A 26,075-nucleotide genomic window follows, 5' to 3' on the forward strand; every position below is an offset into this window, starting at 1 on the left:
CTTTATTGCATTACAAATTTAAATGCAATTGTACCAATGTTAGCATTTAGATTATCACTTCTTTCATAATGATTGAATCTAAAATCAATGTTTTTTAAACCAAATTTACAAATTTTTGCACCAGTAAAAATATCGGTGTAATTGATTCCAAAACCATATTGATTCGCATCAAATGTAGCTAAATCTGCATCAGAAGTATAATATCTTTCTGTTGATAAATGGGTTTCATAAGGCGCATAGTATTTTGAAGCCGTTTGTGTGTAATAACGATACATTGGAAAAACGGTAAACCTATCGGATAATTTTATAGGAAGTTCTATAGTTGCGGTGTGCGATTGAATATCCCAATTATCAGAGTAAAAGCGATAATAGGTTCTCAATATAAATCGTTCGTTAATATAATAATTCAAACGCGCTCCAACGGGAAGTTTAAATCTGGAATCAGGCAATCTTTCGATATCATCCGCCAATTTGTAAACTCCAGCGTTAGTTGGACTTTCGTAAGTATTGATGTATTGTGCCTGACCGATGTAATAATTAGCTTTATCAGCAAAATAAATTCGGTGATAAGGGGATGACAATAAACCTTGTTGTTGCAAAACATCAAAGAAGATTGAAAATTGCAGTTTTTTGGTTAAAACCTGAGAGAAACCTACAGAAGCTGAGTAGGAGTTTCTATTAACGCCAGTAACTGTTTGAAATGTTGAAGGCAAATAATTTGTTGTAGTTTGTCCATTTTGATCCAAAACCGATACACCATTAAAATACCGTTGGGTTAAGAAATTAGTACCATATTTTGAATATTCGTGAAGCTCTGTTGGATAAATAGGTCTCCATTGATCAAGATATACATTAGCTTTCAAACTTAATTCGGTGTTTTTTTCATTAAAAAGAGTAGCAATTCCTCCTCCAAAACCTACCGAAGTATAGTCATACTCATTTGAAAAAGAAACATCAGTATTCCAAATAAAATTTCTGGAATCACTACTATGGCTGTAATTAGCAACAATTGACACTAATTGATCACTTTTAGAAGCACCTGATGAAGCTTGCCAAGGAGTTCCGGTAGGACCCGTAGCCGTAGCTTTTTGACCGCCTGCAATTCTATCATCATCTCCGCCTCCGCCAGAAGCTCCAGTAGAATTAAATGGATTTATATTACTCGAAGATGCTGATGAATAGGCCGATATTCCTAAATCAATGGTTAAAACATCGTCGTCATTTAAAGGCATCGCTACCACAATATTTGAAGCAACATCAGTTAATTTTTCAGAACCAATACCTCCTGAAACAGCTGATCTTGAGCCGTCCTGATTGTAATAACTAGCTAAAAAATCGACCTCAGTACTCTCTAATACTCGTTTTTTAAATGCTGGTGCGGTAGTTTTATCCTGCGAAAAGGCAATGCTACTGATTAATCCTAAAAGAAATAAAAATTTTATTTTCATTGTATAGAAATTACTATTTACTATCTAAATTGTTGTTTTGTAAATTAGTTGCAACCGCAACCACCGCCTGATTTACCACCATTTGCTCCAGCGGCAGCTTCACGATAAACTTGAAAAGAAGTTTCGTAACGTTCTGCAGTTCTTGCAGATAGTTTCATGTCAGGATCATTTATTTTTTCTTTTTCGTACTCTTTTACTGAACTACAGGATTGTAAAATCAGCATTACAAAAAACAAAACCGTTATAGTCTTTATCATTTTGAATGTCTTTATATTAATTATATTTTTTGATGTCAATTCCTTTTGATGAATGAATCTTGCCTTTATCATCAACAATAATGCATTTAATTCCTTTAAGTTGATTTACTAAATCCAATCCCACTTCTACTCCAAGAACAAAAATTCCTGTAGCCAAAGCGTCAGCAATTTCAGTTTGCTTTGCAAATACAGATACACTCACCACACCAGTTGCCGGATAACCAGTTCTGGGATCAATTATATGGGAATACCGTATTCCATTAAAAATGACGTACTTCTCATAACTTCCTGAAGTTTCTACAGCACTATCTTCTAATGGAAATGTGGCAAAAACTTTATTTTTATTCAAAGGATTTACAATTCCCACATTCCACGGTTTTCCATCAGGTTGTTTTCCCCAAGCATTAATATCTCCGGAAACATTTACTATTCCTGATGTGCAACCTTTTGAAACCAATAAATCTTTCACTTTATCAGCAATATAGCCTTGACCAATGCCGCCCAAACCTAATTTCATTCCTTCTAATTTTAGAAAAATGGTTTGTTCTTTCTTGTTTATAATAATATTTTTATAGCCAATTTTTGCAACTGATTTTTTTATAGCTTCTTCTGTCGGCATCACTTTCATTGAGCCATCAAATTTCCATATCTTGTCCATAGAAGCATAGGAAATATCAAAGGCACCATCTGTAATTTCGGAAATTTTAATTGCTCTTTCGACCAATTCCAAAACTTCAGAATCCACTTTTATAGGTTTAATTCCTGCATTTCGGTTGATTTCTGAAATTTGTGTGGTGGGAATCCAATCTGAAATTAAATTTTCAATTCGTTTTACTTCGGCTACAGCCAAATCAATATATTCATTGCCTTTCAGAGTGTCATTTGCAACAGCAGTAACCTCAAACGGACTTCCTAACATCGACAACTTTCTCTTATGGGCGATTTGACCAACAGAAATGAAGGTTGTAAATAATAAAAATATTAAAATTATACTCCTCATTATTTTTCAAATGAATGAATTAGTTTGATATAATCAGCTGGAGAAAGGTTTTTGAAACCTGTGATTCCTAATACATTCCCCGTTTTGTCCAAAAGTAACACTAATGGAAAATTTCCTGATTTATTGTATTTTTCAGCCAATTTTTTATTGCTCTCCATTAACTCTGGCGCTAGTTGATTTGCTTTTTTCTTTGGAAAATCAGCTTTATAAATGACCCATTTTTGATCAGCTTCCTTTTTAAATTCTTCGGATTTCCAAATCGTATTCTCTAATTTAATGCAAGGAGCACACCAGTCTGACCCTGAAAAGACAAGAAGGATATTTTTGTTATCAGAAATTGACTGCGCTTTTGCTTCTTCAAAATTGGTTTTCCAGTTTTGAGAATACCCTATCGTTCCTATAAAAAGAAACAAGAATAAGACCTGTTTTTTCATCTTTTAAATCTGTTTTAATACTGTAAAAGTATTTATTTCTAGTGAAGTATAGTTTTCTTAAAGTGAAAATTAAGACAGAATTAATTTAACGACTTTTTGATAGGTATCCACAATTCTTTTATTTCTTGAACTAGACAATAACAGTTAAAGTTGTTCCAGACAATGTAGTCTGATATTGTTTCAAATTGGATGGTGCTGGTCCAGAAATTACAGTACCAGTACTTGTAAACTGAGAATTATGTCTTGGACAAACAAATTGATTCCCTGATTTATCATAACCAAGCGTTACACCTTCGTGAGTACATGAAGAGGATACTGCCAGAAAAGTTCCTGTTGTGGTTCGTGCAATAATAATTCCTTTGGTGACTATGAAACCTCCATTTGTCGCCAAAGGTCCTGTACTGATATCAACTGTAAAATTACTTGTAGCTGTTGGTGTTGGGGTTGAAGAACCACCAGTACTGGAATCGTCTGAGCTACAACTCGTAGCCAAACCGGCTAAGCAAGCAGGTACTAAAACTGTTGCTGCTCCAAATCCTACTCTCGCAAAAAATTCTTTTCTAGTCATGATTATTTTATATTTAGGTTAGTTAATATAATTACATACGCAAAAAAAATAGTTATAGTTTTTATCAAAAAAGAAAAAGAACCTCCATAAAGGTGCGAAATATTTCTATGATTGTTTTAAAATTTAATAGTATTCATTCAAAATTGATAAAATTAATTAAATCGATACTGCATATTGATAAAATATTAAGCAATTCTTAAAAAATCAAGGTTAAAATTATATATACTTTTGTCTATAAAAATAACATCATGAATTTTCTTAAAAAATCATCCCCTTTTTATTATTTATTGCTTTTCTACATCGTAGTGAGTTTCGTTTTAAGGGTAATTCTTTTTTTTCATCCTATAACGCAAACATCATTTACTTGGACTGATACACTGTCTTTGTTTGTTTTTGGATTCATATCGGACTTTTTTATTTTTGTTTTACTTAGTGGCTTTTTATGGCTTTATCTTATTTTTATATCTAATTCTAAATATTTTAAACCCTACGGTTATATCATTTTTGGAATGCTGGTAATCATGTTGCTTTATGTTTTATCAGGAAAAACTATCTTAAATGAATATGGTGGTGCTTTGCCAACAATTGGTATAGCTTTCATTGCCATAAAAACAATCTTATTTGGAACATTGCTTTTCCTTCCTAAGTACCGAAGCCAAATCAGGTTTTGGTTGTTCTCTTTTGTGATTTTTCTCTACGTAGTTTTAATTTTACAAAACGGAATCAGTGAATACTTTTTCTGGAATGAATTTGGCGTGAAATATAATTTTATTGCAGTAGATTATTTGGTTTACACCAATGAAGTTCTTGGAAATATTATGGAATCTTATCCCGTGATTCCATTATTTTCTGCACTCTTTATAATTGCAGGATTTATAACATATTTCATAGTAAAAAAATCAAAAAATTACATAGAAAATATACCTGCTTTTGTCGAAAAAATAAAATTGTCCGGGATTTATTTGGTTTTATTTGCCCTTTCTTTACTGGCAATACCATTTTTGTCTACCAAAGAGAATGCTCATAATGTTTTTGCAAATGAACTTCAGGCAAACGGTATTTACAAATTCTATCTGGCATTTATGCATAGTGAGTTGGATTATTTTAAGTTTTATAAAACACTTCCCAATAGTGAAGCCTTTGCACAATTAAAGCAACAAATTCCTTCTATTTCAGGAGAAACAACTTGGAGACAAATAAAAAATGAGGCTGCCGAAAATCATAAAAACGTGGTTTTGATAACTATTGAAAGTTACAGTGCTGAGTTTATGAAGATGTATGGTAACGAAAAGAATATTACTCCGTTTTTAGATAGTTTAGCAACCAAAAGTTTAGTTTTTACAAACTTATATGCTGTAGGAAACAGAACAGTTCGCGGACTTGAAGCCGTTACTTTATGTTTTCCTCCTACCGCTGGCGAAAGTGTGGTAAAAAGAGAAGACAATAAAAATAAATTTTCTACGGGTAACATCTTTAAACAAAAAGGATATACTGTAAAATTCATGTACGGAGGCGATGCTTTTTTTGATAATATGGAAGATTTCTTCACAGGAAATGGATATGAAATTGTTGACAAAAAAACATTTAAACCAAATGAAATCACTTTTGCGAACATTTGGGGCGTATGTGATGAAGATATGTATACCAAAGCCATAAAGGAAATGAACAAAGAAGCAGCGGTTAATAAGCCGTTTTTCAATCATATAATGACAGTAAGCAATCACAGACCATTCACCTATCCTAATGGTAAAATTGATATTCCGGGTGATGCAAAATCTCGTGACGGTGGTGTAAAATACACGGATTATGCGATGAAAAAATTCTTTGAAATGGCCAAAAAACAACCTTGGTTTGCCAATACCGTTTTTGTTATTTTAGCCGATCATTGTGCTTCCAGTGCAGGAAAAACAGAGCTTCCGGTAGATAAATATAGAATTCCAGCCCTGATTTATAGTCCAACTTTGGTTAAACCAAAGAACTATACCAATCTAATGTCACAAATAGATGTTATGCCAACCGTTTTTGGATTATTGAATTTTGATTATCAAAGTAAATTTTATGGTCAGGATGTTTTAAAACCAGATTACAAACCCAGAGCATTAATTGCTACGTACCAGGATTTAGGATTAATAAAAAACAATGTTTTGACGATTATTTCTGCAAAACAAAAAGTAAAACAATTTCAATTAACTTTGAAACCCAACCAAAAAGTAGGTTCTGATTTTCAAATCTATTACGACCAAATACCCTTAATAAAAGAAAGAACAAATTTAGTCAATGAAACAATTTCATATTATCAAACTGCATCGGACATGTTGAAGAAAAAGAAGGATCAAAAAATGAATTAGCATAAAAAAAACGGGTGAAATTGAAGTTTCACCCGTTTTTTAATTGGAAATATATAGTTACTCTTTTTCGTTTGTCAAACCAAAAAGATTTCCTTTAGTATACGTCTTCATATCTTTTTTTAGAAGTTTGCTGTTTCTCTTAGTTAACGCTGGAGTATCAAGACCACTTAAATCGGGTTTACCGGCATTGACCCATGCAGTGTACCAAAAACTTGCCGTAACTGTAATGGCTTTTCTCATTTGTTGTTGAACCATTCCGTTCATATCAGCATGCAATTGTTTAGCATACTCATCAGAATACAAGGTTCCTCCGTATTTATTTTTTACAATTTCCCCACTAGCATCAGTCACAAATATTTTATTTTCAGGTGTCGCAGTTCTCAATTTTTTATCTATCGCTAATAGAGGTTCTACTAAACTATGAGTATCAAAAATCATGTCCCATGTTGCTTTTTCTACATTTTCAAGATAAACGCCTTGAGGTACGTTGAACTTATAATCCTTTGCAAACAATTCTGGCAAACGGCTTTCCCATAAAGAGTGAATTCCTTTTTGGTTGGTATTTTGCCCGTCGTGATTATCAGATGTGTGCAATGGCATGTGACCATCAGCAATATAATGTCCTAAATCACCTGCAATAAATAGTATTTCATTTTTCCTTTTTTCCTTAAATGCTTTGGTAAGTTTCACCATTAAATCTTGAATATGCCAAGGTAAAATTCCGTTTTTGGTCAAGAATTTTTCGTCGTATTTTAGTTTTGCTTCTTCCATAGTTTTAGGAAAAGTGGCCACATCACCAAAGTTTTCCATATCAAAATAATGACGCGGTGGTTCCATTTTATCATTCAAAACATTTCTTCTCAAATCCGGAACAGTAGATTCTTGAGTAATAAAATCAATATGATTGTAAAAGAAAGTCTGCAATGGTTTTGGAAGTGCCATTACTGCCGCTCTATTGATTCGTTCATGACCGATAACGCCCCATGACAAAAGAAAAAGTGCAACTCCCAGAGCAGATAAAGTGATTAGTGTAGGTCTAATTTTAAAATTTTTCATTAAATTTATTTTTTTGAAGTACAAATGTATTTCTTTAAATCGTTATTAGAAAAAATTGGGTTTAAGATTCTGTTAATTAAAAAAGAAAACTTACAAATATGTTTCGACATCAAGGAAAAAACAGAACTTTTATTCACAATCTTCGTTTAGCCACTTTATTATCTTTTGTTGCCGGAATTGTAAATGTTACGGGAGTTTTATCGATACAAACATTGACAACAAATGTTACAGGGCATTTCGCATACTTTGCCGAAGAAATAATGAAACGAGATTATGCAGCCGCAATCACTTTTTTTGTATTCACTATTTTCTTTTTATTGGGGGCTTTTACCTCTAATTTTTTAGCCGAATTGATTTCGAAAAAACATCCAAATTTATCTCATGTTATCCCGATTTCGCTAGAAATGATTGTTTTAATTAGCGTTGGGATTTTCGGAGCACAATCATCATTGTCTAGCACAGAAGGAAAATGGATTGCTTTTTCAATGCTTTTTGCCATGGGAATACAAAACTCTTTGGTAACAAAAATTTCTCAATCTACTGTTAGAACAACCCATTTAACTGGACTTTTTACTGATTTAGGAATAGAACTTTCGCAATTATTCTTTTATAAAAAATCCGATGAAAAGAAAAAATTAAAAACCAGTATTTATCTGAGATTATCGATTATCACATTCTTTTTTATTGGCTGTTTTTCAGGTGGTTTTCTTTATAATTCACTAAAAATTAAAACCCTTTTTGTTGCTGCAACCTTTTTGTTGCTAGCGCTTTTGTATGATTATATTAGATTACAATTTAATGTCATCAAACGAAAAACCTTTCATCATAAAACTATTTTAGATAAATAATCGATGCCAAAGTAGCAATTGCAATGAATGTCCAAAGCAAAACGCCCTGCGCAAGTGGTTTTAATCCTACTGACTTCAAGACATTTCTATTTAGTCCGGCTCCAATAAGAAACAAAGTTACTGTCAAACCTATTTTAGAAACTGAAACCAAGTGTGGGGCTACACTTGCCATTTGTGGCAGATAGGTATTGGCAATCATCGCCAAAATAAACAATCCAATAAAATAAGGAATTTTTATTTTACCTGATTTATTCTTGAAAATAAATGCCGTAATCAATGCTACAGGAATAATCCATAACGCACGGGCTAATTTTACTGTTGTGGCTATTTGCAGAGCTTCAGGGCCAAATTTACTCGCTGCTCCTACTACAGAACTCGTGTCATGAATAGCAATAGCACACCATAATCCAAACTCTTTTTGTGTTAAATCCAACCAATGACCCACAGCAGGAAATAAAAACAGCGCCACCGAATTAAGAATGAATATCACTCCTAAAGCAACTGAGGTTTGTTTTTCATTGGATTTGATTACGGGAGCAATCGCTGCGATGGCACTTCCTCCACAAATTGCAGTGCCACAAGAAATTAAATGCGATGTTTTAGTATCCGTTTTAAACCATTTTCCTAAAAAAGTTCCTAAAATTAAAGTGCTCACAATGGACGCAACTGTAAACAAAAAGCCTTCTTTTCCTGCAGATACAGCACTGTGAACATTCATTCCAAATCCTAAACCAACGACTGAAAACTGCAACAGATAATTAGTGGCTTTATGATTCAACTCTAAAAAAGGATGTCCAAAAAGGTTGGCGACAATCAATCCTAATACTAAAGCAATTGGCGGAAAAACAAAAATTGTGGTACAAGACAATAGCAAGACAACAAAAATGAGTTGCTGCAACGTGGCATTTACTTTAAAAAAAATAAAAGATTCCTTTTGAATTGTTTTTTGATGCGTTTCCAATGTAAAGTTGTTGAATTATTACAGTACAAAGGTGGAACGATAAATCTATTTATGCCAATCGCAAATTATAATCTGCTATAACTTTAAATTATAATGATTAGAAATATTTTGGATAAACAAATCGGATAGTGAATCCGTTTTTCCTTGTAAAGTAATGACGTAAAAGAAACGTTCTATAACTAGGTCTTTAATATCTAATATCGCCAGTTCATTGTTTTGAAGTTCTTTTTTTACCGCATGAATAGATATAAAAGCCACACAATCAGAGTTCATTAAGTAGGATTTTATACTTTCAGTACTTCCTAATTGCATTTCAATTTGTAGTTCGGATATTTTAATTTCAAATGGTTTCAACGCGTGTTCAATAACTTCAAGTGTTCCTGAACCTTGCTCTCGCATTAAAAAATGCATCCTTTTAAGATCGTCCTGAGTCACTTCATCAAGACTTACTAACGGATTGGAACTCTTACAAACTAAAACCAATTCATCTTTTAAAAACTCAGAATATTTAATAGATTTATTTTTTGATTGCCCTTCAACAATTCCTATTTCAATTTCCTGGTTTAGTAAAGCATTTTCTATTTGTTCCGTGTTTCCATTGAGTAAACTCACTTTTACATCTTGTAATTTTTGGTGGAAACGAGCTAAAAGTGGCGGAATTATATACTGAGAAATCGTTGTACTAGCGCCTAATCGCAACAGTCCGGAACGTTGATTAATAAGAGTGTTCATATCAAAATCGATTTCTCTATAAAGTTCGAAAATGTTTTTGGTATGTTTTAATAACACTTCACCTGCAGGTGTCAATGCGATTTTGGAACCATTCCTGTCAAACAGTTTGATTTTATATTGTTCCTCTAATTCTTGAATATGTTTGGAAATCGCAGGTTGCGTAATGAATAATTCGGTTGCTGCTTTTGTAAAACTCAAACGATTTGCAACGGTATAAAATACTTTCAGTCTAAAATCCATGTTCTTTAATTGTATTAGAGTAATCCGTTGTATTTTCGAACAAACCATTCCGTTGCCAACAAAAATAAAATTAAAACCAATAACCAAATCCAATCTATCAAAGGAGTTTTAGTAACAATGTTCTTCTCTATCGCTTTGTATTCATCATTTTCCAAAAACGTTTTAATCAACACATCAACTTGGTCTGTGAAAAAAGCTTTTCCTTGCGTTTGCGTGGCTAATTGTGTCAATTTCTCCACATCGGGATTGACGAATTGCTTTTCGATATCAAAATCAAGAATTTCAAAACTACTGGAATAAGTCGTTTTAGAATTTAATTCTTTTACTGTAAACACATAAGAACCCGCTTTCAATCCATCAAGATTGACTTTGTAGGAATTGTTTCCTTTTAATAAATCGTAATTTTTCGTTTGCTTGTTTTTTGTATTTGTTACCGCAATTGTCAAACGGGCTTTTTCATCAAACTCGTAATTTTTATTGAAAAATTGAGCGGTTATTTCAATGGCTTCACCTGAATTATAGAAGCTTTCATGTTCAACTACCAGTGATTTTTTAGAATTATTAGAAGCCAGAAATTGAATAATCTTATCGATGAAAACATCATATTTTTCAAAGGAATGATTGTTGACATGGGTTTGCAAACGCCATTTCCAACTATTTTCTCCTAAAAGATAAGCGGCTCGTTTCCCCTGATTTTCGGCAAAAGCCAACAAAGGTGAATTGGTATCTATAGCTCTGATTTTGGACGAAAGCAAAACAGACACCGCACCTTTTACAGTTACGGTTCCAAAAGCATTTTGTAAAGGCGGTAAATTTTCAAAACCGATATTGTCAGCTGCAAATAAATTAAACTGCCCATTAAAAACTGACAAATAATCTTCTTTTTGTCCACTCATTTTAAAGTTTAAATTATCCTGCTGCTGATTCAGAAAATTAAAATCAGTGTTGTTTCCGGTAATAATAAACGTATTGATTCCGGCACCTTTATTATTCTCAAAAATAGTTTTAAATTCTGTTGTCGGTTGATATAAAATCAAAACATTATAATCTTGTAATGATTTGATGTCATTTGGTTTAATAATCGTTACTTTACGCTGTACATTCGATTCAATTGCTCTTTTTAATGCCCCTAAATCAGGATGATTTATAGCAGATACAATAGCAATATTTGTTTTTTGGTCAATAATTTCAACCGCAAAATTCTTAGCGTTATTATACGTATTTTTTTCTTTTTCTTTTGATGATATTGTAGCTTTAAAAACCTGTAATCCTATTTTATCCGCCGGTAAAAGTATGTTTATAGTTGCTGTTTTCTTGGAAGGAGAAAAGGAAATAGATTGCTTACTGAATACCGAATTGCCTTGCGAAATAACAAAATCAGCGGTTACACTTTTGGTTCCTGAATACTGTAAAAAAGCTTCTACAGGAAATTTATTCTTGTGAAAAGCGTATTTATTAACGTTCAGTTGATTGATTTTAAAATCTAAAAAAGTCGTTGTATCACCTACAATCAAAGGATATACTTTATTTACAGCATCAAAACTATAGACATAATCATTCCCGGAAGTTTGATTTCCATCTGTAATTAAAACCGTAGGATAGATTGTGTTTTTATAAATGCTTTTTAGATTTTTGGCTACAACATCAATATTAGTTTGCGTTCCCTTAAAATCAAATGTTTCAGTAGGTTCAAAATCATCCGAAAACTGATACGATTGCACATCAAATTTCTCTTGTAAATCAGAGTTTGATTGTATTTTTTTGTACAATTCTAATGCTTTTTCATTGGCATTCAAAAAAGAAATAGAACTCGAATAATCAACAACAATGGGCAAAGGCGTTTTTACTGTTTCAAGCGTATTTTTGGTTATTATTGGATTAATCAACAACAATAAAATTCCAAAAATGGATGAAAAACGCAAAAAAGCCAAAAACCAACCGACATTCGATTTGTTTTTGGCTTTGTAGATATATTGAAAAAACGACAATCCGCCAGCTATTAGTAAAGAAAGCAGTAATAATAGTATCGTGTTTGTTGTCATTCTTATTTTATTTTAAATGATGAATTATAAATTTTAAATTATTCACCAATTTAAAATTCATCATTTATAATTTATAATTATCTTAAGTAAGCATTCCCCCACAAACATTCATAACCTGTCCAGTTACATAAGCGCTCATATCAGAAGCAAAGAAAAGACATGCATTAGCAACGTCTTCAGTTGTTCCGCCACGTTTCAATGGAATTCCGTCTCTCCATCCTTTTACAACATCTTCGTTTAATTTAGCCGTCATTTCCGTTTCTATAAATCCCGGAGCAATTACATTGCAACGAATGTTACGTGATCCTAATTCCAATGCTACTGATTTAGAAAAACCAATAACACCCGCTTTAGAAGCAGCATAATTCGTTTGTCCAGCATTTCCTTTTACCCCTACAACAGAACTCATATTTATAATTGAACCAGAACGTTGTTTCAAGAAAGTACGTTGAATGGCTTTAGTCATATTAAAAACCGATTTCAAGTTAACATCAATCACTTGATCAAAATCGCCTTCAGACATACGCATTAATAGGTTGTCTTTAGTAATTCCGGCATTGTTTATTAGAATATCAACCGTTCCAAATTCAGCTATAACCGCGTCTACCAGAGTTTGCGCTTCATTAAAATCGGCTGCATTCGATTGATAACCTTTGGCTTTAATTCCAAGAGCATTCAATTCATTTTCAAGAGCCAAAGCAGATTCTACTGATGAACTATATGTAAAGGCTACATTTGCACCTTGTTTTGCAAAAACTTCAGCAATTCCTTTTCCAATTCCACGACTCGCACCAGTAATTATGGCAACTTTTCCTTCTAGTAATTTCATATTCAAAAATTAGTTTAAATTTTATTTGGAGCTATTCCTGCTATCCGTTTCAATCTTTTATGACCGCTATCGCTTACATAAAAGGATTTTCACTACTATCAGGGCTATCTTACACTCGTCAAATATATAATAATTCCTTTTTTAAAAAAAATTCAAAAGCAATTACAGTCAAAAATTCAGTTCTTAAATATTAAAGAATCGCTTTGTCCATTTGTCCCAAAACGAACTGTAAATAGCCACTAATGTGAAAACTAATAAAAATAAATGATACCAGGCATTACTAATTAAATCAAAGAAATTCAATTTGCCATTGGCGTAGCTCAAGATAAGCAATATTTGAGCACCATACGGTAAAACCCCTTGAATTACACATGAAAAAATATCAAGAATTGCAGCTGTCTTTTTAGGATTTAAATTGTACTCATCGTTAATTTCTTTAGCAATAGGTCCCGTAATTACAATAGAAACCGTGTTGTTGGCTATCGCTAAATTTGCAAAACCTACTATAGCGCCAATTCCCGCTTGAGCCGATTTTTTACTTTTAATTAGTTTTTTAATTTGAACTAATAAATAGGTTATTCCACCCGCTTTATCTACCATAGCTGCTAAACCTCCAGTTAGCATTGACAATAAGAAAATATCAGTCATACTGGTAAAGCCTTCATATATCTTTTGCGTAAACTCCATTAGCGTAAATGAACCACTAAAATATCCAATTATACCTGCTAATAAAGTACCAATAAGCAATGTTGAAAATACATTAACACCCACAACAGCCAATACGATTACTAAAATATAAGGTACAATTGCAATCCAGGAAAAATCACTTTTTGCAATGGCAACAGTCACAATATCCGAGTTTAAACCAAGATAAAAGAAAACTAAAATTGTCAAAACTGCAGCAGGAAAGGCAATGAACAAGTTGATTTTAAACTTATCTTTTAGATCACATCCTAATGATTGCGTTGCTGCAATAGTAGTATCAGAAATCATGGAAAGATTGTCACCTAACATAGAACCACCCAATAAAGCGCCAGATATAAGCGGTAATGAGGCGCCACTTTTATCAGCTAATGCGACAGCTATTGGACCAATCGCAACAATTGCACCTACTGAAGTTCCTGTAGCAGTTGATAAAAAAGAAGCAATCAAGAAAATTCCTAACGGAAAGTAAGCAACATCAATAGTATTTATCCCAAGATTCACAACTGCATCAACTCCGCCCATCGCTTTACTAACCACTGCAAACGCTCCCGCTAGCAAGTAAATTAAACACATGGTCATAATTTTACTTTCGCCACAACCTGCGATTAGCGTAGCAACTTTATCCTCAGTTGAGGATTTGAATAATAAAAAAGCAGCAATTATACCAACTAGAACAGCTACTGGAGATGGGAAAGCATAAAAATCATTCAAAATAATTCCTGCTCCCAAAAAGGTAAAAATAAAAACAAATAAAGGAATCAAGGCAAAGGCATTTCCTTTTTCTTTTGAAAATAAAGTCATAAAAATAATTTTAAATTAAAAATTATGACGAAAAACGAAGCTAAATATGGGAATGTAAACAACATTTTTTCCAAAGGATTTGGCTTATCGTTTTAGCACCTTGCTTGTTGTTGCAGGTTGCTATCCTATTGAAGGATTCGTGATAACGGGTGCAAAAGTAATTAATTATTTATGAAATATTTTGAATTTCATTCAAAAAAATAATAAAACAAAAAAAGCGCCACATAAAAATGTGACGCAATTATAAGTAAGATATTGAAAAACAGTCTTTAAATAATTAGAAAGCTACATTCCATTTTGGCAACCTTCCATTTTCGTCAAGGAAGTTTTGTAAAACTTGCCCTTCTACGAATGTTGGAATCACTTTAGTTTTATCATTAAATGTTTCATACCAAACCACTTCAAGTGTGCTGATATCTTCAATTTTCATTTGTGCTGGCCAAGAATATTTTCTTCCTGTTTTTGCAAATTGGTGTCCTTCAACAATTTTATCTTTCAAACCACCATTTTTAATTTTCAAAGTTCCATTATTTTGAACAGTTCCAGTAGAACCAACCATAATTAGCTCTTTTTCATCACCTACTGAATACACTAAAAACACTCCAGAACCTTCTGATGCGTTGCAAACTTCTGCTAAACTATCTTCTGTAGTAAATAAAAACTGATTGGTAACTTTGAAATTTTTTAACTCTTTGTACATATTATTTTATTTTAATTTGAACTGGCTTCGACAAAAAAATACCCCACAAAATCGTGAGGTCCATTAGAAACCATTCGTTTATGTTTGTTCTTATTACAATTGAATCTGCAAAAACAGAAATATTTAATAAAGTGCAAAGATATTTCTTTAATTCAATTAATAATAAAAAAGCCCCACAAATTGTGAGGCTTCTAGAAATATTTAATAAGAGTTTAGATTAACCTAAAACTTCTTTTACTTTTTTACCAATTTCAGCTGGAGAATCTACAACGTGAATTCCACATTCTCTCATGATTTGTTTTTTAGCTTCAGCAGTATCGTCAGAACCACCAACGATTGCACCAGCATGTCCCATTGTACGTCCTGGAGGAGCAGTAACTCCTGCAATGAAACCTACAACTGGTTTACGGTTACCATCAGCTTTAATCCAATGAGCAGCATCAGCTTCTAATTGTCCACCAATTTCACCTATCATTACGATACATTCTGTTTCTGGATCATTCATCAATAATTCAACCGCTTCTTTTGTAGTAGTTCCAATGATTGGGTCTCCACCAATACCAATTGCAGTAGTGATTCCTAATCCTTGTTTTACAACTTGGTCTGCAGCTTCATACGTTAATGTTCCAGATTTAGAAACAATACCAACAGTTCCTTTTTTGAAAACAAAACCTGGCATAATACCAACTTTAGCTTCACCCGGAGTAATAATTCCAGGGCAGTTTGGACCGATTAATCTTGCGTTTCTTTCTTTAACATAACTATTTGCTTTTATCATGTCAGCAACAGGAATTCCTTCAGTAATTGCAATAATTACTTTAATTCCAGCATCTGCAGCTTCCATAATTGCATCAGCAGCAAAAGCTGGCGGAACAAAAATGATAGTTGTATCAGCTCCTGCTTGTTCTACAGCATCTTTTACAGTATTAAAAACTGGTCTGTCTAAGTGAGTAGTTCCCCCTTTTCCTGGAGTTACACCACCAACAACGTTAGTACCGTACTCAATCATTTGAGAAGCATGGAAAGTTCCTTCGCTTCCTGTAAAACCTTGAACAATTATTTTGGAATCTTTATTAACTAAAACACTCATGATATATTTTTTATGTAGTTTTTAAAATTGTTATGCAAAAGTATAAAATAGTAATCAGTAATCAGTATTCAGTATTCAGTTTTTTGATACTAAATTATGATAATTGACTCATTTGATACCCTCGAAATAGTTTATTGTCTTTTATTTGCCAAATAACCATAAAATGCGCCAATAACATTTCTTCTCTAGGATTCTCAATCGTTTTCACAAAATGAGAATATCGCACCGAAATGGTATCATTTTCACTTACAATATGACTAATTCTAACCTTTGAACGCACATAGGCTTTACTTAGATCATTGGACAGGCTAATTAAAGAATCATAATTCAATTGAATTAATCCTTTACTGCTATTCCATTCAACGATAACTTCAGGATGCAAAAAATCTTTTATGACTTCGCTATCAATTAGGGCATCTGATTTGTAAAACTTCTGAACGATTTCTTTAGCAGACATATTACTTTAGTTTATTAAGAATTTCTGGTATCTTCTTGATATTAGCCAGTTGTTTCAATTTTTCTCTTGATTCTTCTATTGGTGTTCCAAAATATGATTTACCACCTTCTACTGATTTTGTAACTCCGGTTTGACCAAGAATGACAGCCTTTGCTCCTATTGTGATACCACTTGTAGTTCCTACTTGTCCCCAAATAGTAACTTCATCTTCAATAATAACACAACCCGCAATTCCGGTTTGTGAAGCAATTAAACATTTTTTACCAATAACGGTATCATGACCTACATGAACTTGGTTGTCAATTTTTGTGCCTTCGCCAATAGTAGTATCGCCAGTAACACCTTTGTCAATCGTACAAAGCGCTCCAATTCCAACATTATCTTTGATGACAACTCTTCCACCGGAAAGTAATTGATCATATCCTTCAGGACGTTTTTTATAATAGAACGCATCTGCACCAAGAACAGTTCCTGCATGAATCATTACATTATCACCAATTACTGTATAATCATAAATCGAAACATTTGAATGAATTAAACAATTCTTCCCAATAACAACATGATTTCCAATAAATGTATTTGGCTGTATTAGAGTTCCTTCACCTATTGAAGCTGAAGTAGCTATTGAAACATTTGAGAATTGAAATGGCTTGAAATAATTTGTCAATTTATTGAAATCTCTAAATGGATCTTCAGAAATCAACAATGCTTTTCCATCTGGACAAGCTACATTTTTATTGATTAAAACTATTGTCGCCGCTGAATTTAATGCTTTGTCATAATACTTAGGATGATCTACAAAGACAATATCTCCAGATTCAACAACGTGAATTTCATTCATTCCAGTCACTGGAAAATTTTTATCACCAACATATTCACAGTCGATGATAGTAGCAATTTCTTCTAAAGTATAAACTTTTTGGAATTTCATAAATTTAATGTTCGGTTTCAATATTCAGTATCCAGCTCATTTTTAAGTGAATACTGAACACTGTAATCTACTCTTTAACACGTTCCATGTAAGAACCTGATGCAGTATCAATTTTAATTTTATCTCCTTCATTAATAAATAAAGGGACATTTACAGTTGCACCAGTTTCAACAGTTGCTGATTTTGTTGCATTTGTAGCCGTATTTCCTTTAATTCCTGGCTCCGCATAAGTCACTTCAAGAATAACAGATGCTGGCATATCTACAGAAAGCGGTAAATCAGTCTCTGTATTGATACTTACCATTACATTTTCTCCTTCTTTCAATAAATCCGGTGAATCTAAAATATTTTTATTCAAAGTAATTTGTTCGAAAGTCTCTGTATTCATAAAATGAAATTCATCACCTTCTGGATATAAAAACTGGAATTTATGATTTTCTACTCTAACTTCTTCGATTTTATGACCTGCAGAAAAAGTGTTGTCCAATACTTTTCCGTTAGTCAAACTTCTAAGTTTTGTTCTAACAAAAGCAGGACCCTTTCCTGGTTTCACGTGAAGAAATTCAATGATTTTGTAAATATCGTTGTTGTATTTAATACACAATCCGTTTTTAATATCTGATGTAGATGCCATTATATTGTTTGTTTTTTATTACTATTTTTATTTTTTGGTAACTGAAATTACTTAAATTTTAGTAGTTCCCAGAATATCCTTTCATTACTCCTCTTGATGAATTTCTAATAAAATCAATGATTTCATCTCTTTCTGGCGTAGCTTCCATCTCTGCTTCAATTATCCCCAAAGCTTGAGTGGTATTGTAATTTTTTTGATACAGAATTCTATAAATATCCTGAATTTCACGTATTTTTTCAGTTGTAAAACCGCGTCTTCTTAATCCAACCGAATTAATACCAACATACGACAATGGCTCTTTTGCTGCTTTTGTATAAGGAGGAACATCTTTTCTTACTAAAGATCCACCTGATATCATGGCATGATCCCCAATTTGAATAAATTGATGAATTGCTGCCAAACCACCTATAACCGCAAATTTCCCTACAGTAACATGACCTGCCAAAGCGACTCCGTTTACAATAATTGCATTATCACCAATGTGACAATCGTGAGCAATATGCGCTGTTGCCATTACTAAACAATTATTACCTAATGTAGTTTGTCCGGATGCTATTGTACCTCTATTGATAGTTACACATTCTCTAATCGTACAATTGTCTCCAATTATTGCTAAAGAATCTTCTCCACCAAATTTTAAATCCTGCGGAACCGCCGAAATAACTGCGCCTGGGAATATATTACAATTTTTTCCAATTCTTGCGCCTTCCATAATGGTAACATTCGAACCAATCCAAGTTCCGTCCCCAATAACTACATTATTGTGAATGGTTGTAAATGGTTCAATGACAACATTTTTAGCGATTTTGGCGCCTGGATGAACATAGGCTAGTGGTTGATTCATATTCTTTGTTTAATCGTTTAACTGTTTAATCGATTAACCGAATACACGATTAACCAAATCAACAAAAAAATTACTGTTTCTTAGCAATTTGTGCCATTAATTCTGCTTCAGCAACCAGTTTTCCATTTGCGTAAGCGTTTGCTTGCATGTGACAAATTCCTCTTCTGATAGGCGTAATTAAATCACACTTAAAAATCAAGGTATCACCAGGTAATACTTTATGTTTGAATTTAACATTATCTATTTTCATAAAATAAGTCAAATAATTTTCAGGATCCGGAACCGTACTCAATACTAGTATTCCACCTGTTTGCGCCATTGCTTCAACAATTAAAACACCCGGCATAACCGGAGCTTCAGGAAAATGTCCTACAAAGAAATTCTCATTCATTGTAACATTTTTCATACCTACTACATGAGTTTCAGACATTTCAATGATTCTGTCAATCAATAAAAACGGTGGTCTATGAGGAAGAACAGCCATAATTTTATGAATGTCCATTAAAGGTTCTTGATGTAAATCATAAACAGGAACATAATTTCTTTGTTCTATTTTTATGATTTTTGCCATTTTTTTAGCAAACTGTGTATTTACAAAATGCCCTGGTTTATTAGCAATTACTTTTCCTTGAATTCTTGTTCCAATCAAAGCCAAATCACCTACTACATCAAGTAATTTGTGTCTTGCAGCTTCATTTGGATAATGCAAAGTAAGGTTGTCTAAAATACCGTTTGGTTTAACCGTAATTTCGTCTTTTCCAAAAGCAACTTTTAAATTCTCCATCGTTGCCGCAGAAATTTCTTTATCGACATAAACTATAGCATTATTTAAATCACCGCCTTTTATCAAACCATTTTCTAACAATGATTCTAATTCATGTAAAAAGCTGAAAGTTCTTGACTCAGATATCTCCGTTTTAAAATCTGAAATGCTTTTCATTGTAGCGTTTTGAGTACCAAGTATTTTAGTACCAAAATCTACCATTGCAGTAACAGAATAATGATCGTTTGGCATTACCAATATCTCACTACCAGAAGCTTCGTCTGTAAAAGAAATAACTTCTTTTACTACATATACATTTCTTTTAGCGTTCTGTTCCTCAATTTCTGCTTTTTCAAGTGCTTCAACAAAATATTTTGAAGAACCATCCATAATAGGAAGTTCAGAAGCATTTAGTTCTATAATTACATTATCTAAATCACAACCAATCAGTGCTGCTAAAACATGCTCAGGTGTTTGAATTTTTACTCCTAATTTTTCTAAATTAGTTCCTCTTTGCGTATTTACAACATAATTTGCATCTGCTTCAATAATAGGTTGTCCCTCAAGATCTACTCGAACAAAAGTAAAACCATTATTGACTGGAGCAGGTTTAAAAGTCATTTTTACTTCTTTTCCTGTGTGTAATCCAACTCCAGTTAGCGAAATTTCTGTTTTGATGGTCTTCTGTTTAACCATTGTTTCCATTTTTTTGGTTTAATATTTGTTTTTTTAATTCTTCTATTTCTGCAACAATCTTTGGCAAATTCTTGAAATGAACATATGATTTACTAAAATCATTGTATCCAAATGTAGGGCTTCCTTGCAAGATTTCATCATCTTTTATATTTCGTCCCACACCAGACTGCGCTTGGATTCGAACATTATTACCAATGGTTAAATGTCCAGAGATTCCAACTTGTCCGCCAATCATACCGCTTTTTCCAATTTTTGTAGAACCTGCAACTCCTGTTTGAGCTGCAATTACGGTATTCTCACCAATTTCAACGTTATGGGCAATCTGAATTTGATTGTCAAGCTTCACTCCTTTTCTAATAATTGTAGATCCCATTGTAGCTCTGTCTATTGTGGTACAAGAACCTATATCAACATTATCTTCAATAATTACATTTCCTATTTGTGGAATTTTAGTGTACGTTCCATCTGGATTTGGTGCAAAACCAAAACCATCAGCACCAATAATAGCTCCGGAATGTATCGTGCAATTATTTCCAATTACGGTCTCCGAATATATTTTTGCGCCAGCGAACAATATTACATTATCGCCTATTACCACATTATCGCCAACAAAGCAATTCGGATATATTTTTACATTTTCACCTAAAACTACATTCTGTCCCACATAACTAAAACTACCAAGATATAAATTATCTCCGTATTTTACACTTTCTGAAAGGAAAGAAGGTTGTTCTATTCCAGTTTTATTCAACTTCACCTGATTATAAAACTCTAATAATTTAGAAAATGCGGCATACGCATCTTGTACTTTTATTAATGTAGTAGTTAAAGGGGATTCTGAAACAAAAGTCTCGTTAACAATTGTCACTGAGGCTTTTGTAGAATATATATAATTAAGATATTTAGGATTTGATAAAAAAGTAAGTGAACCCTCCGTACCTTCTTCGATTTTTGACAATCTAAAAACTTCCGCCATGGGATTACCAACAACTTCTCCTTCTAAAATCCCTGCTATTTGTTCTGCTGTAAATTTCATCGCGACAAAAATATAAAAAAATAGATTTTAAATAACCTTTTTATAGCAGTTGTTTTGGGAAACAGATATAATACTTAGTCACTAATTTAGATAACGATTTTAAATTCAGCTGGTCAGAAGATTCTATGACGTCCTCAATTGTGCTGTCTTTTTTCAAAATACGTATCGGTTCTGCTTCTTTGCTATACGCTTGGTTTTTTATTTTCCCTTTAAAAATAAAATAATTAGTTTCTAATAATGAAATATTGTTTTCCAATGCAAAACGCTCTTTTAGCGGCTGTAATTCTTCAATCGCTACTTTTTCACTAGTTAATTTTATTTTTAATAAATCTCGGTTTACTATCATTTTACTCAAAGACGACAGTATAAAATCATCCTGTTTTTGCCAAGCTTTTAAAGCTCCAATAATATCAAAATCATCTAATTGAGCAAATAAATCTAAGGTTTCAGCATCAAAAGTGTCAATCGTAACTTTATTTTGCATGAAAAACAATAACGGCTCACTACAAGGCAATTGCACACCTTTTAACGTTAATTCTTTGGCGCGTTTTAAGATTTTCATCAAAATTAACTCTGCCACTAAACTCGTTTTGTGCAAATACGCCTGCCAATACATCAAGCGTCTGGACATCAAAAACTTCTCGACAGAATAAATTCCTTTTTCTTCAATTACCAAATAATCGTCCACCACGTTCATCATTTGAATCAGTCGTTCCGAGTTGACATTTCCTTCTGCCACTCCAGAATAAAAGCTATCGCGTTTCAAATAATCCATTCGATCCATATCCAACTGACTCGAAATCAACTGCAACATGAATTTCCTGTTGTATTTTCCTTTAAAAACCTGAATTGCCAAACTTAACTGACCGTTAAATTCCACATTCAATTGGTTCATGAATAAAAGCGATATCTCTTCATGATGCACATCTTCAACAATGCTTTTTTCCATAGCATGCGAAAACGGTCCGTGCCCAATATCGTGTAATATAATAGCAATATACAACGCATTTTCTTCTTCGGGAGAAATTGAAACTCCTTTGAAACGCAATACATCGACTGCTTTTTGCATTAAATGCATACAACCTAAAGCATGATGAAAACGGGTGTGATTGGCACCAGGATATACTAAATACGACAATCCCATTTGGGAAATTCGACGTAATCTTTGAAAATAGGGATGCTGAACTAAATCGTAGATTAAGGCATTTGGAATGGTAATAAACCCATAAATGGGATCATTGAATATTTTCAGCTTATTGATTTGACTCACTATAAGTTTGTTTTTAAGGTCAACAAATATAAGTAAATTAGATTTTAAAACAGAGACGTTCCTTATTCTGATTTAGAGCCAAAAAAAACGGAGCGTTTGTTGCGCTCCGTTGGTTTACTTTTTTAAAGTTTTCTAATCCAAATATTTCTGAATTGATTTTTAGAATCATGATCTTGAAGCGAAATAACATCATCGCCATGAGATGATGGATAATTATGTAAACCTATGTACAGTGTCAATCCGTTGATAGTCGCGTTATTTTGTACCAAAACCCCATTCAAAAATACGGTTATTCTAGCCGGAGCATCAATTCTACCATCTGCTTTGAATCTAGGTTCCGTATAAATTACATCATAAGCATTCCACTCTAATGGAGTTTTTACAGCGTTTACTAACGGCGGATGATCTTTATAAATACTTCCTGCCTGTCCATTGCTGTATGTTCTGTTATTGTAGGAATCCAATATTTGCAATTCATACCTATTTTGGAAAAATACACCACTGTTTCCTCTTGCCTGTCCTCCATCTAAAACAACGTCTGGTGCGCTCCATTCTAGGTGCAATTGGCAATCACCAAAAGCCATTTTGGTCTGAATGGCTCCAGAACCCGGAACAACTTCCATATAATCTTTGTCAACAATTTTCCATCCTGCAGGTTTGCTTGCATCTTTTTGACTTACCCATTGATCTAAGTTTTTACCATCAAATAAGATTATCGCATCCGAAGGTGCATTTCCAAGGTTTTTTGCAGGTGTAATTACTTTTACCTCAGGTTCCCAAATCTCAGTCATTTCGGGTTTCATCGGCATTGGGGAAACTTCTGGTGGAGTATTTACATATTTGTGTTGTGCCATAGCTGCTGTTGCAGAAAACAAGGCAATCATTAAAAAAGAGTTCTTGAAGTTTTTAGATTTCATAGTTACATTCATTTGGTTTAATAAAATATAGGGTAATTGTTCTCTTTTCAATATTAAGCATTTTTTTTTCACAAACTAACTTTTAATTTAAATATAACTAATTGATGGTTAAACTTTAGATTCCACACCAAATCATCCCAAATAAATTGCTTAATCAATTTTAAAAATGAAATGTATTTTTCTATTGATATGTATCAGTTGCTAAAATAGCATAGCCGTAATTATCGGACCAGCCGGATGATAAAGGCAATAATTTTCGGGTGTGAGCTTCTCTTTTCATTCCGGTTTTTTCTAAAACATGTATGGAACCAACATTCCCAACAGCACAACCCGCTTCAATCCGATGCAGATTCAGTTCATTGAAACCAAAACGGAGAATTTCTTTTAAAGATTCTGTAGCGTAGCCTTTGTTCCAATGGTCTTTGTGGAATTTAAACCAAACTTCAGCATTTTTATATTTCACTTTCCCCAAATTGATTCCAATTAATCCTATAGTTTGGTTTCTGGTACTGAATTCGACCGCAAAAGTAAAATGGGTTTTAAGTTCTTTGTCATTTTCAAAAATCCACTTTTCTAAAAGTAGTTTTGTTTCTTCACTATTTTCCGGAATTCCTAACGTATTGAATTCATCTGTTTCTTTCAAAGAATGCAATTCATGAATATAAACCAAATCCAATAGTGTTATTGGTCTTATAATCAATCGTTCTGTTTTGAGAATTATGGTGTTCATTTTTTGTTTTTTAAAATTACTACAGTCAGTCCAATTATAAAAGTGCCTTTTACTTTTCGGTTGTCATCGGATACAAAATTCTCAAAGCGTTAAAAATAGCTTGATGCGTAATCGTGGCGTGGTCTTCCAGTGGCAAATAGTCAAAATTGACTTGTATTGTTTTAGACTTTGAACTTTTTAATTTTTCTGTTAAGAGATTTGCATCTACTTCCATAACATGCGGAATCTCACTTGGTGCAAGTCCTTCTTTTCCAACTCCTAAGTAAATATCAATTTTTTTATTAAAGTTTTCTTGATAAATAACTGAATTTTGACGCAACAAGGAGCCATTATCCCACCACAAACTGGGACTTATGATGATGTATTTATTGAATAAATTGGGTTTTTGAAGTAAAATTTCGGTAGCCAAAAGTCCGCCTAATGATTGTCCAATAATGGTTTTTGAATCATTAGTTTTGTATTTCTTTTCAATATACGGCTGTAATTCCTTTTCTAAAAATGAAATAAAATTTGCCGATTTCCCAGCAGTTGTAAATCTTTTTTTATCTGCTTCGATGGTGGTTTGATATGTAAAATCTCTTTTGCGATCCACATTTGCGATTCCAACAACAATTGATTTAGGAACTCTATTAATCCAGGAAAAGCTGTTGAATTGAAAAAGCCCAACAACGTGAATAAAATCTTCGTCTGCGGAACCATCTAGTAAATAGATTACCGGATAAGTGATGGTATCATTTTGTTGATATCCTTCCGGTAAATAAATGTTTAAAATTCTTTTTTCATATAATACTTTTGACTGTATTTCTTCGATGCTTCCCAGAACAAAAGGTTTACTATTCTCTTTTGGCTTATTATTTTGAGAATTTGAAGCAGCAGTAAAAAAGAGCACTATTAAAATTAGTATTGGTTTCATCTTTTTGTTTTTCTTCGAATATTTTTAAAAGCAAATGTGTGTGGCATTCTTTTATATTGTTCGTTTTTTGTAATTGTATTTAATTTTGTTTGCTGTCACGAGCGTTATGCCTAATCAGTATTAGGTATAAAAAAAATGTCCGGAATTGATTTTTAAACAGCATCTTTTTTAATAAATTATTTAAAAATACTTGAATGTATTAATTTGTTGAGATTAATATTGTGTTCGATTTACGTTGATTTTGATTTCCAGATGTAATATCAATTTTAATGTTTGTCTTATCTTCATACACTTTTTCAATATTTAAATTGATATAATCCTCCAATAAATATAATTTACAAACTGGAAGTTCTCCGAACTCGCACTTTGATAAATACAGATTATTTGAAACTTCTCCTGATTCTTTATTTTTTGCACTCCCTGACAGATTTTTAACAATAACTATATTGACAACATTATCGGTTAAGGTGTAAGTTTTGAAAGTGCTCATATTTCCGAATAAATGATTTAATTCAAAATCGTTTATTTCTTTAGGTTCAATTTTTTGCGATTTACAACTTAGAGTTGTCATAATAAATAATACTAAAATTAGTTTTTTCATGATTATTTTATTTTGATTATTAATTTTGTATAAATACAATAATCCCAAATATATAATAAATTCATTACAAATAATACAATCCAGTTTTGTTTCTGATAACTTTTCTCATCAAAATATAGTACTAAACCCCAATCATTCTCGCAAGTGCGTGAGGGATGGAAGCGGCATCCTTTCCTTTTTTCTTTAAAAAGGAAAGATACAGCGTACAGCCCGACCCGGACGGA

The 26,075-nt window shown here is 32.7% G+C and carries 26 protein-coding genes and 1 riboswitch; of the genes, 2 read left to right on the forward strand and 24 right to left on the reverse strand.

All coding sequences use genetic code 11. The annotated features are described in order from the left end of the window. Positions 1-2: 2 nt before the first annotated feature. From ACNQF8_RS11985 to ACNQF8_RS12005, 5 genes are all read right to left on the reverse strand, one after another. The gene (locus ACNQF8_RS11985; protein WP_417952490.1) at positions 3-1,448 is read right to left on the reverse strand and encodes a DUF3570 domain-containing protein; all 1,446 of its coding nucleotides are present in this window, start codon (positions 1,446-1,448) and stop codon (positions 3-5) included. A gap of 44 nt (positions 1,449-1,492) precedes the next feature. After that, entirely contained in the window at positions 1,493-1,705 is a 213-nt protein-coding gene (locus ACNQF8_RS11990) for a DUF4266 domain-containing protein (RefSeq protein ID WP_315209964.1), read from the reverse strand. Between the two features lie 16 nt (positions 1,706-1,721). Beyond that, positions 1,722-2,705 (reverse strand): FAD:protein FMN transferase, encoded by a 984-nt coding sequence (locus tag ACNQF8_RS11995; protein ID WP_417953635.1) that lies wholly within the window; start codon positions 2,703-2,705, stop codon positions 1,722-1,724. Beyond that, positions 2,705-3,139, reverse strand: coding sequence for a thioredoxin family protein (locus ACNQF8_RS12000; protein ID WP_315209971.1), 435 nt, complete (start codon positions 3,137-3,139; stop codon positions 2,705-2,707). The genes ACNQF8_RS11995 and ACNQF8_RS12000 overlap by 1 nt, the downstream gene beginning before the upstream one ends. Before the next feature lie 130 nt (positions 3,140-3,269). Further along, the gene (locus ACNQF8_RS12005; protein ID WP_417953636.1) at positions 3,270-3,707 is read right to left on the reverse strand and encodes a QcrA and Rieske domain-containing protein; all 438 of its coding nucleotides are present in this window, start codon (positions 3,705-3,707) and stop codon (positions 3,270-3,272) included. 248 nt (positions 3,708-3,955) lie between these two features. Here ACNQF8_RS12005 and ACNQF8_RS12010 point away from each other — a divergent pair, with 248 nt between their 5' ends. Beyond that, on the forward strand, positions 3,956-6,055 hold the full coding sequence (locus ACNQF8_RS12010; protein ID WP_417953637.1) for a sulfatase-like hydrolase/transferase: 2,100 nt from the start codon (positions 3,956-3,958) through the stop codon (positions 6,053-6,055). Positions 6,056-6,112: 57 nt separating this feature from the next. Here the strand turns inward: ACNQF8_RS12010 and ACNQF8_RS12015 are convergent, their stop codons facing one another. Beyond that, a complete protein-coding gene (locus tag ACNQF8_RS12015) occupies positions 6,113-7,111 on the reverse strand; it encodes a zinc dependent phospholipase C family protein (protein ID WP_417952497.1) in 999 nt (332 codons plus the stop codon). A gap of 98 nt (positions 7,112-7,209) precedes the next feature. On the opposite strand from ACNQF8_RS12015, the gene ACNQF8_RS12020 reads away from it, so the two are divergent. Next, positions 7,210-7,959, forward strand: coding sequence for a YoaK family protein (locus ACNQF8_RS12020; RefSeq protein WP_417953638.1), 750 nt, complete (start codon positions 7,210-7,212; stop codon positions 7,957-7,959). Here ACNQF8_RS12020 and ACNQF8_RS12025 read toward each other — a convergent pair. The 18 genes from ACNQF8_RS12025 to ACNQF8_RS12110 all read right to left on the reverse strand — a co-directional run bounded on the left by ACNQF8_RS12025 (position 7,943) and on the right by ACNQF8_RS12110 (position 25,851). Next, positions 7,943-8,920 carry a YeiH family protein gene (locus ACNQF8_RS12025; protein ID WP_417952500.1) on the reverse strand — a complete coding sequence of 326 codons (978 nt, stop codon included), beginning with the start codon at positions 8,918-8,920 and terminating at the stop codon, positions 7,943-7,945. The two genes, ACNQF8_RS12020 and ACNQF8_RS12025, sit on opposite strands and share 17 nt — an antisense overlap. Positions 8,921-8,995: 75 nt before the next feature. Continuing rightward, the gene (locus ACNQF8_RS12030; protein WP_417952501.1) at positions 8,996-9,892 is read right to left on the reverse strand and encodes a LysR family transcriptional regulator; all 897 of its coding nucleotides are present in this window, start codon (positions 9,890-9,892) and stop codon (positions 8,996-8,998) included. A gap of 14 nt (positions 9,893-9,906) precedes the next feature. Beyond that, positions 9,907-11,934, reverse strand: a complete 2,028-nt coding sequence (locus tag ACNQF8_RS12035; RefSeq protein ID WP_417953639.1) for a hypothetical protein — start codon at positions 11,932-11,934, stop codon at positions 9,907-9,909. 82 nt (positions 11,935-12,016) lie between these two features. Continuing rightward, positions 12,017-12,763, reverse strand: a complete 747-nt coding sequence (gene fabG / locus ACNQF8_RS12040) for a 3-oxoacyl-[acyl-carrier-protein] reductase (RefSeq protein WP_417952503.1) — start codon at positions 12,761-12,763, stop codon at positions 12,017-12,019. Positions 12,764-12,946: 183 nt separating this feature from the next. After that, positions 12,947-14,269: a Na+/H+ antiporter NhaC family protein gene (locus tag ACNQF8_RS12045; RefSeq protein WP_417952504.1), complete on the reverse strand. Its 1,323-nt coding sequence runs from the start codon at positions 14,267-14,269 to the stop codon at positions 12,947-12,949. A gap of 54 nt (positions 14,270-14,323) precedes the next feature. After that, positions 14,324-14,420, reverse strand: a riboswitch (SAM-I-IV-variant riboswitch). Between the two features lie 126 nt (positions 14,421-14,546). Then, a complete protein-coding gene (locus ACNQF8_RS12050; RefSeq protein ID WP_417952505.1) occupies positions 14,547-14,969 on the reverse strand; it encodes a hypothetical protein in 423 nt (140 codons plus the stop codon). Between the two features lie 217 nt (positions 14,970-15,186). Then, on the reverse strand, positions 15,187-16,059 hold the full coding sequence (gene sucD, locus ACNQF8_RS12055; protein WP_035672307.1) for a succinate--CoA ligase subunit alpha: 873 nt from the start codon (positions 16,057-16,059) through the stop codon (positions 15,187-15,189). 94 nt (positions 16,060-16,153) lie between these two features. Beyond that, the gene (locus ACNQF8_RS12060; RefSeq protein ID WP_315209997.1) at positions 16,154-16,516 is read right to left on the reverse strand and encodes a nuclear transport factor 2 family protein; all 363 of its coding nucleotides are present in this window, start codon (positions 16,514-16,516) and stop codon (positions 16,154-16,156) included. Between the two features lies 1 nt (position 16,517). Next, positions 16,518-17,447: a UDP-3-O-(3-hydroxymyristoyl)glucosamine N-acyltransferase gene (locus tag ACNQF8_RS12065; protein WP_417952507.1), complete on the reverse strand. Its 930-nt coding sequence runs from the start codon at positions 17,445-17,447 to the stop codon at positions 16,518-16,520. A 67-nt stretch (positions 17,448-17,514) separates the two neighbouring features. Continuing rightward, positions 17,515-18,081 (reverse strand): elongation factor P, encoded by a 567-nt coding sequence (efp, locus tag ACNQF8_RS12070; protein ID WP_035672298.1) that lies wholly within the window; start codon positions 18,079-18,081, stop codon positions 17,515-17,517. 58 nt (positions 18,082-18,139) lie between these two features. Next, complete coding sequence (lpxA, locus tag ACNQF8_RS12075) at positions 18,140-18,925, reverse strand: acyl-ACP--UDP-N-acetylglucosamine O-acyltransferase (RefSeq protein WP_099715483.1); 786 nt, start codon at positions 18,923-18,925, stop codon at positions 18,140-18,142. Between the two features lie 70 nt (positions 18,926-18,995). Next, positions 18,996-20,384, reverse strand: a complete 1,389-nt coding sequence (locus tag ACNQF8_RS12080; RefSeq protein ID WP_099716333.1) for a bifunctional UDP-3-O-[3-hydroxymyristoyl] N-acetylglucosamine deacetylase/3-hydroxyacyl-ACP dehydratase — start codon at positions 20,382-20,384, stop codon at positions 18,996-18,998. Beyond that, the gene (lpxD, locus tag ACNQF8_RS12085; RefSeq protein ID WP_417953640.1) at positions 20,377-21,420 is read right to left on the reverse strand and encodes a UDP-3-O-(3-hydroxymyristoyl)glucosamine N-acyltransferase; all 1,044 of its coding nucleotides are present in this window, start codon (positions 21,418-21,420) and stop codon (positions 20,377-20,379) included. Before lpxD ends, ACNQF8_RS12080 begins: the two co-directional genes overlap by 8 nt. Before the next feature lie 40 nt (positions 21,421-21,460). Beyond that, entirely contained in the window at positions 21,461-22,690 is a 1,230-nt protein-coding gene (locus tag ACNQF8_RS12090) for an HD domain-containing protein (RefSeq protein ID WP_417953641.1), read from the reverse strand. Positions 22,691-22,812: 122 nt separating this feature from the next. After that, complete coding sequence (locus tag ACNQF8_RS12095) at positions 22,813-23,607, reverse strand: 3-keto-disaccharide hydrolase (RefSeq protein ID WP_417953642.1); 795 nt, start codon at positions 23,605-23,607, stop codon at positions 22,813-22,815. Positions 23,608-23,788: 181 nt separating this feature from the next. Further along, on the reverse strand, positions 23,789-24,337 hold the full coding sequence (locus tag ACNQF8_RS12100; protein WP_417952512.1) for a GNAT family N-acetyltransferase: 549 nt from the start codon (positions 24,335-24,337) through the stop codon (positions 23,789-23,791). 49 nt (positions 24,338-24,386) lie between these two features. Further along, a complete protein-coding gene (locus ACNQF8_RS12105) occupies positions 24,387-25,250 on the reverse strand; it encodes an alpha/beta hydrolase (protein WP_417953643.1) in 864 nt (287 codons plus the stop codon). Between the two features lie 199 nt (positions 25,251-25,449). After that, positions 25,450-25,851, reverse strand: coding sequence for a hypothetical protein (locus ACNQF8_RS12110; RefSeq protein ID WP_417952514.1), 402 nt, complete (start codon positions 25,849-25,851; stop codon positions 25,450-25,452). Positions 25,852-26,075: the final 224 nt, after the last annotated feature.

Origin of the sequence: Flavobacterium labens, assembly GCF_048286755.1 — a bacterium.
Classification (GTDB): domain Bacteria; phylum Bacteroidota; class Bacteroidia; order Flavobacteriales; family Flavobacteriaceae; genus Flavobacterium.

Coding starts and splice junctions, on each gene's coding strand:
- lpxD (WP_417953640.1), bottom strand. CDS start 21,420: ATGAAATTTACAGCAGAACAAATAGCAGGGATTTTAGAAGGAGAAGTT.
- ACNQF8_RS12045 (WP_417952504.1), bottom strand. CDS start 14,269: ATGACTTTATTTTCAAAAGAAAAAGGAAATGCCTTTGCCTTGATTCCT.
- ACNQF8_RS12050 (WP_417952505.1), bottom strand. CDS start 14,969: ATGTACAAAGAGTTAAAAAATTTCAAAGTTACCAATCAGTTTTTATTT.
- ACNQF8_RS12030 (WP_417952501.1), bottom strand. CDS start 9,892: ATGGATTTTAGACTGAAAGTATTTTATACCGTTGCAAATCGTTTGAGT.
- ACNQF8_RS12060 (WP_315209997.1), bottom strand. CDS start 16,516: ATGTCTGCTAAAGAAATCGTTCAGAAGTTTTACAAATCAGATGCCCTA.
- ACNQF8_RS12015 (WP_417952497.1), bottom strand. CDS start 7,111: ATGAAAAATTTTAAAATTAGACCTACACTAATCACTTTATCTGCTCTG.
- ACNQF8_RS12065 (WP_417952507.1), bottom strand. CDS start 17,447: ATGAAATTCCAAAAAGTTTATACTTTAGAAGAAATTGCTACTATCATC.
- fabG (WP_417952503.1), bottom strand. CDS start 12,763: ATGAAATTACTAGAAGGAAAAGTTGCCATAATTACTGGTGCGAGTCGT.
- ACNQF8_RS12000 (WP_315209971.1), bottom strand. CDS start 3,139: ATGAAAAAACAGGTCTTATTCTTGTTTCTTTTTATAGGAACGATAGGG.
- ACNQF8_RS11995 (WP_417953635.1), bottom strand. CDS start 2,705: ATGAGGAGTATAATTTTAATATTTTTATTATTTACAACCTTCATTTCT.
- ACNQF8_RS12110 (WP_417952514.1), bottom strand. CDS start 25,851: ATGAAAAAACTAATTTTAGTATTATTTATTATGACAACTCTAAGTTGT.
- ACNQF8_RS12100 (WP_417952512.1), bottom strand. CDS start 24,337: ATGAACACCATAATTCTCAAAACAGAACGATTGATTATAAGACCAATA.
- ACNQF8_RS12005 (WP_417953636.1), bottom strand. CDS start 3,707: ATGACTAGAAAAGAATTTTTTGCGAGAGTAGGATTTGGAGCAGCAACA.
- efp (WP_035672298.1), bottom strand. CDS start 18,081: ATGGCATCTACATCAGATATTAAAAACGGATTGTGTATTAAATACAAC.
- ACNQF8_RS11985 (WP_417952490.1), bottom strand. CDS start 1,448: ATGAAAATAAAATTTTTATTTCTTTTAGGATTAATCAGTAGCATTGCC.
- lpxA (WP_099715483.1), bottom strand. CDS start 18,925: ATGAATCAACCACTAGCCTATGTTCATCCAGGCGCCAAAATCGCTAAA.
- ACNQF8_RS12095 (WP_417953642.1), bottom strand. CDS start 23,607: ATGAAATCTAAAAACTTCAAGAACTCTTTTTTAATGATTGCCTTGTTT.
- ACNQF8_RS12105 (WP_417953643.1), bottom strand. CDS start 25,250: ATGAAACCAATACTAATTTTAATAGTGCTCTTTTTTACTGCTGCTTCA.
- ACNQF8_RS12010 (WP_417953637.1), top strand. CDS start 3,956: ATGAATTTTCTTAAAAAATCATCCCCTTTTTATTATTTATTGCTTTTC.
- ACNQF8_RS12080 (WP_099716333.1), bottom strand. CDS start 20,384: ATGGTTAAACAGAAGACCATCAAAACAGAAATTTCGCTAACTGGAGTT.
- ACNQF8_RS12020 (WP_417953638.1), top strand. CDS start 7,210: ATGTTTCGACATCAAGGAAAAAACAGAACTTTTATTCACAATCTTCGT.
- ACNQF8_RS11990 (WP_315209964.1), bottom strand. CDS start 1,705: ATGATAAAGACTATAACGGTTTTGTTTTTTGTAATGCTGATTTTACAA.
- ACNQF8_RS12035 (WP_417953639.1), bottom strand. CDS start 11,934: ATGACAACAAACACGATACTATTATTACTGCTTTCTTTACTAATAGCT.
- sucD (WP_035672307.1), bottom strand. CDS start 16,059: ATGAGTGTTTTAGTTAATAAAGATTCCAAAATAATTGTTCAAGGTTTT.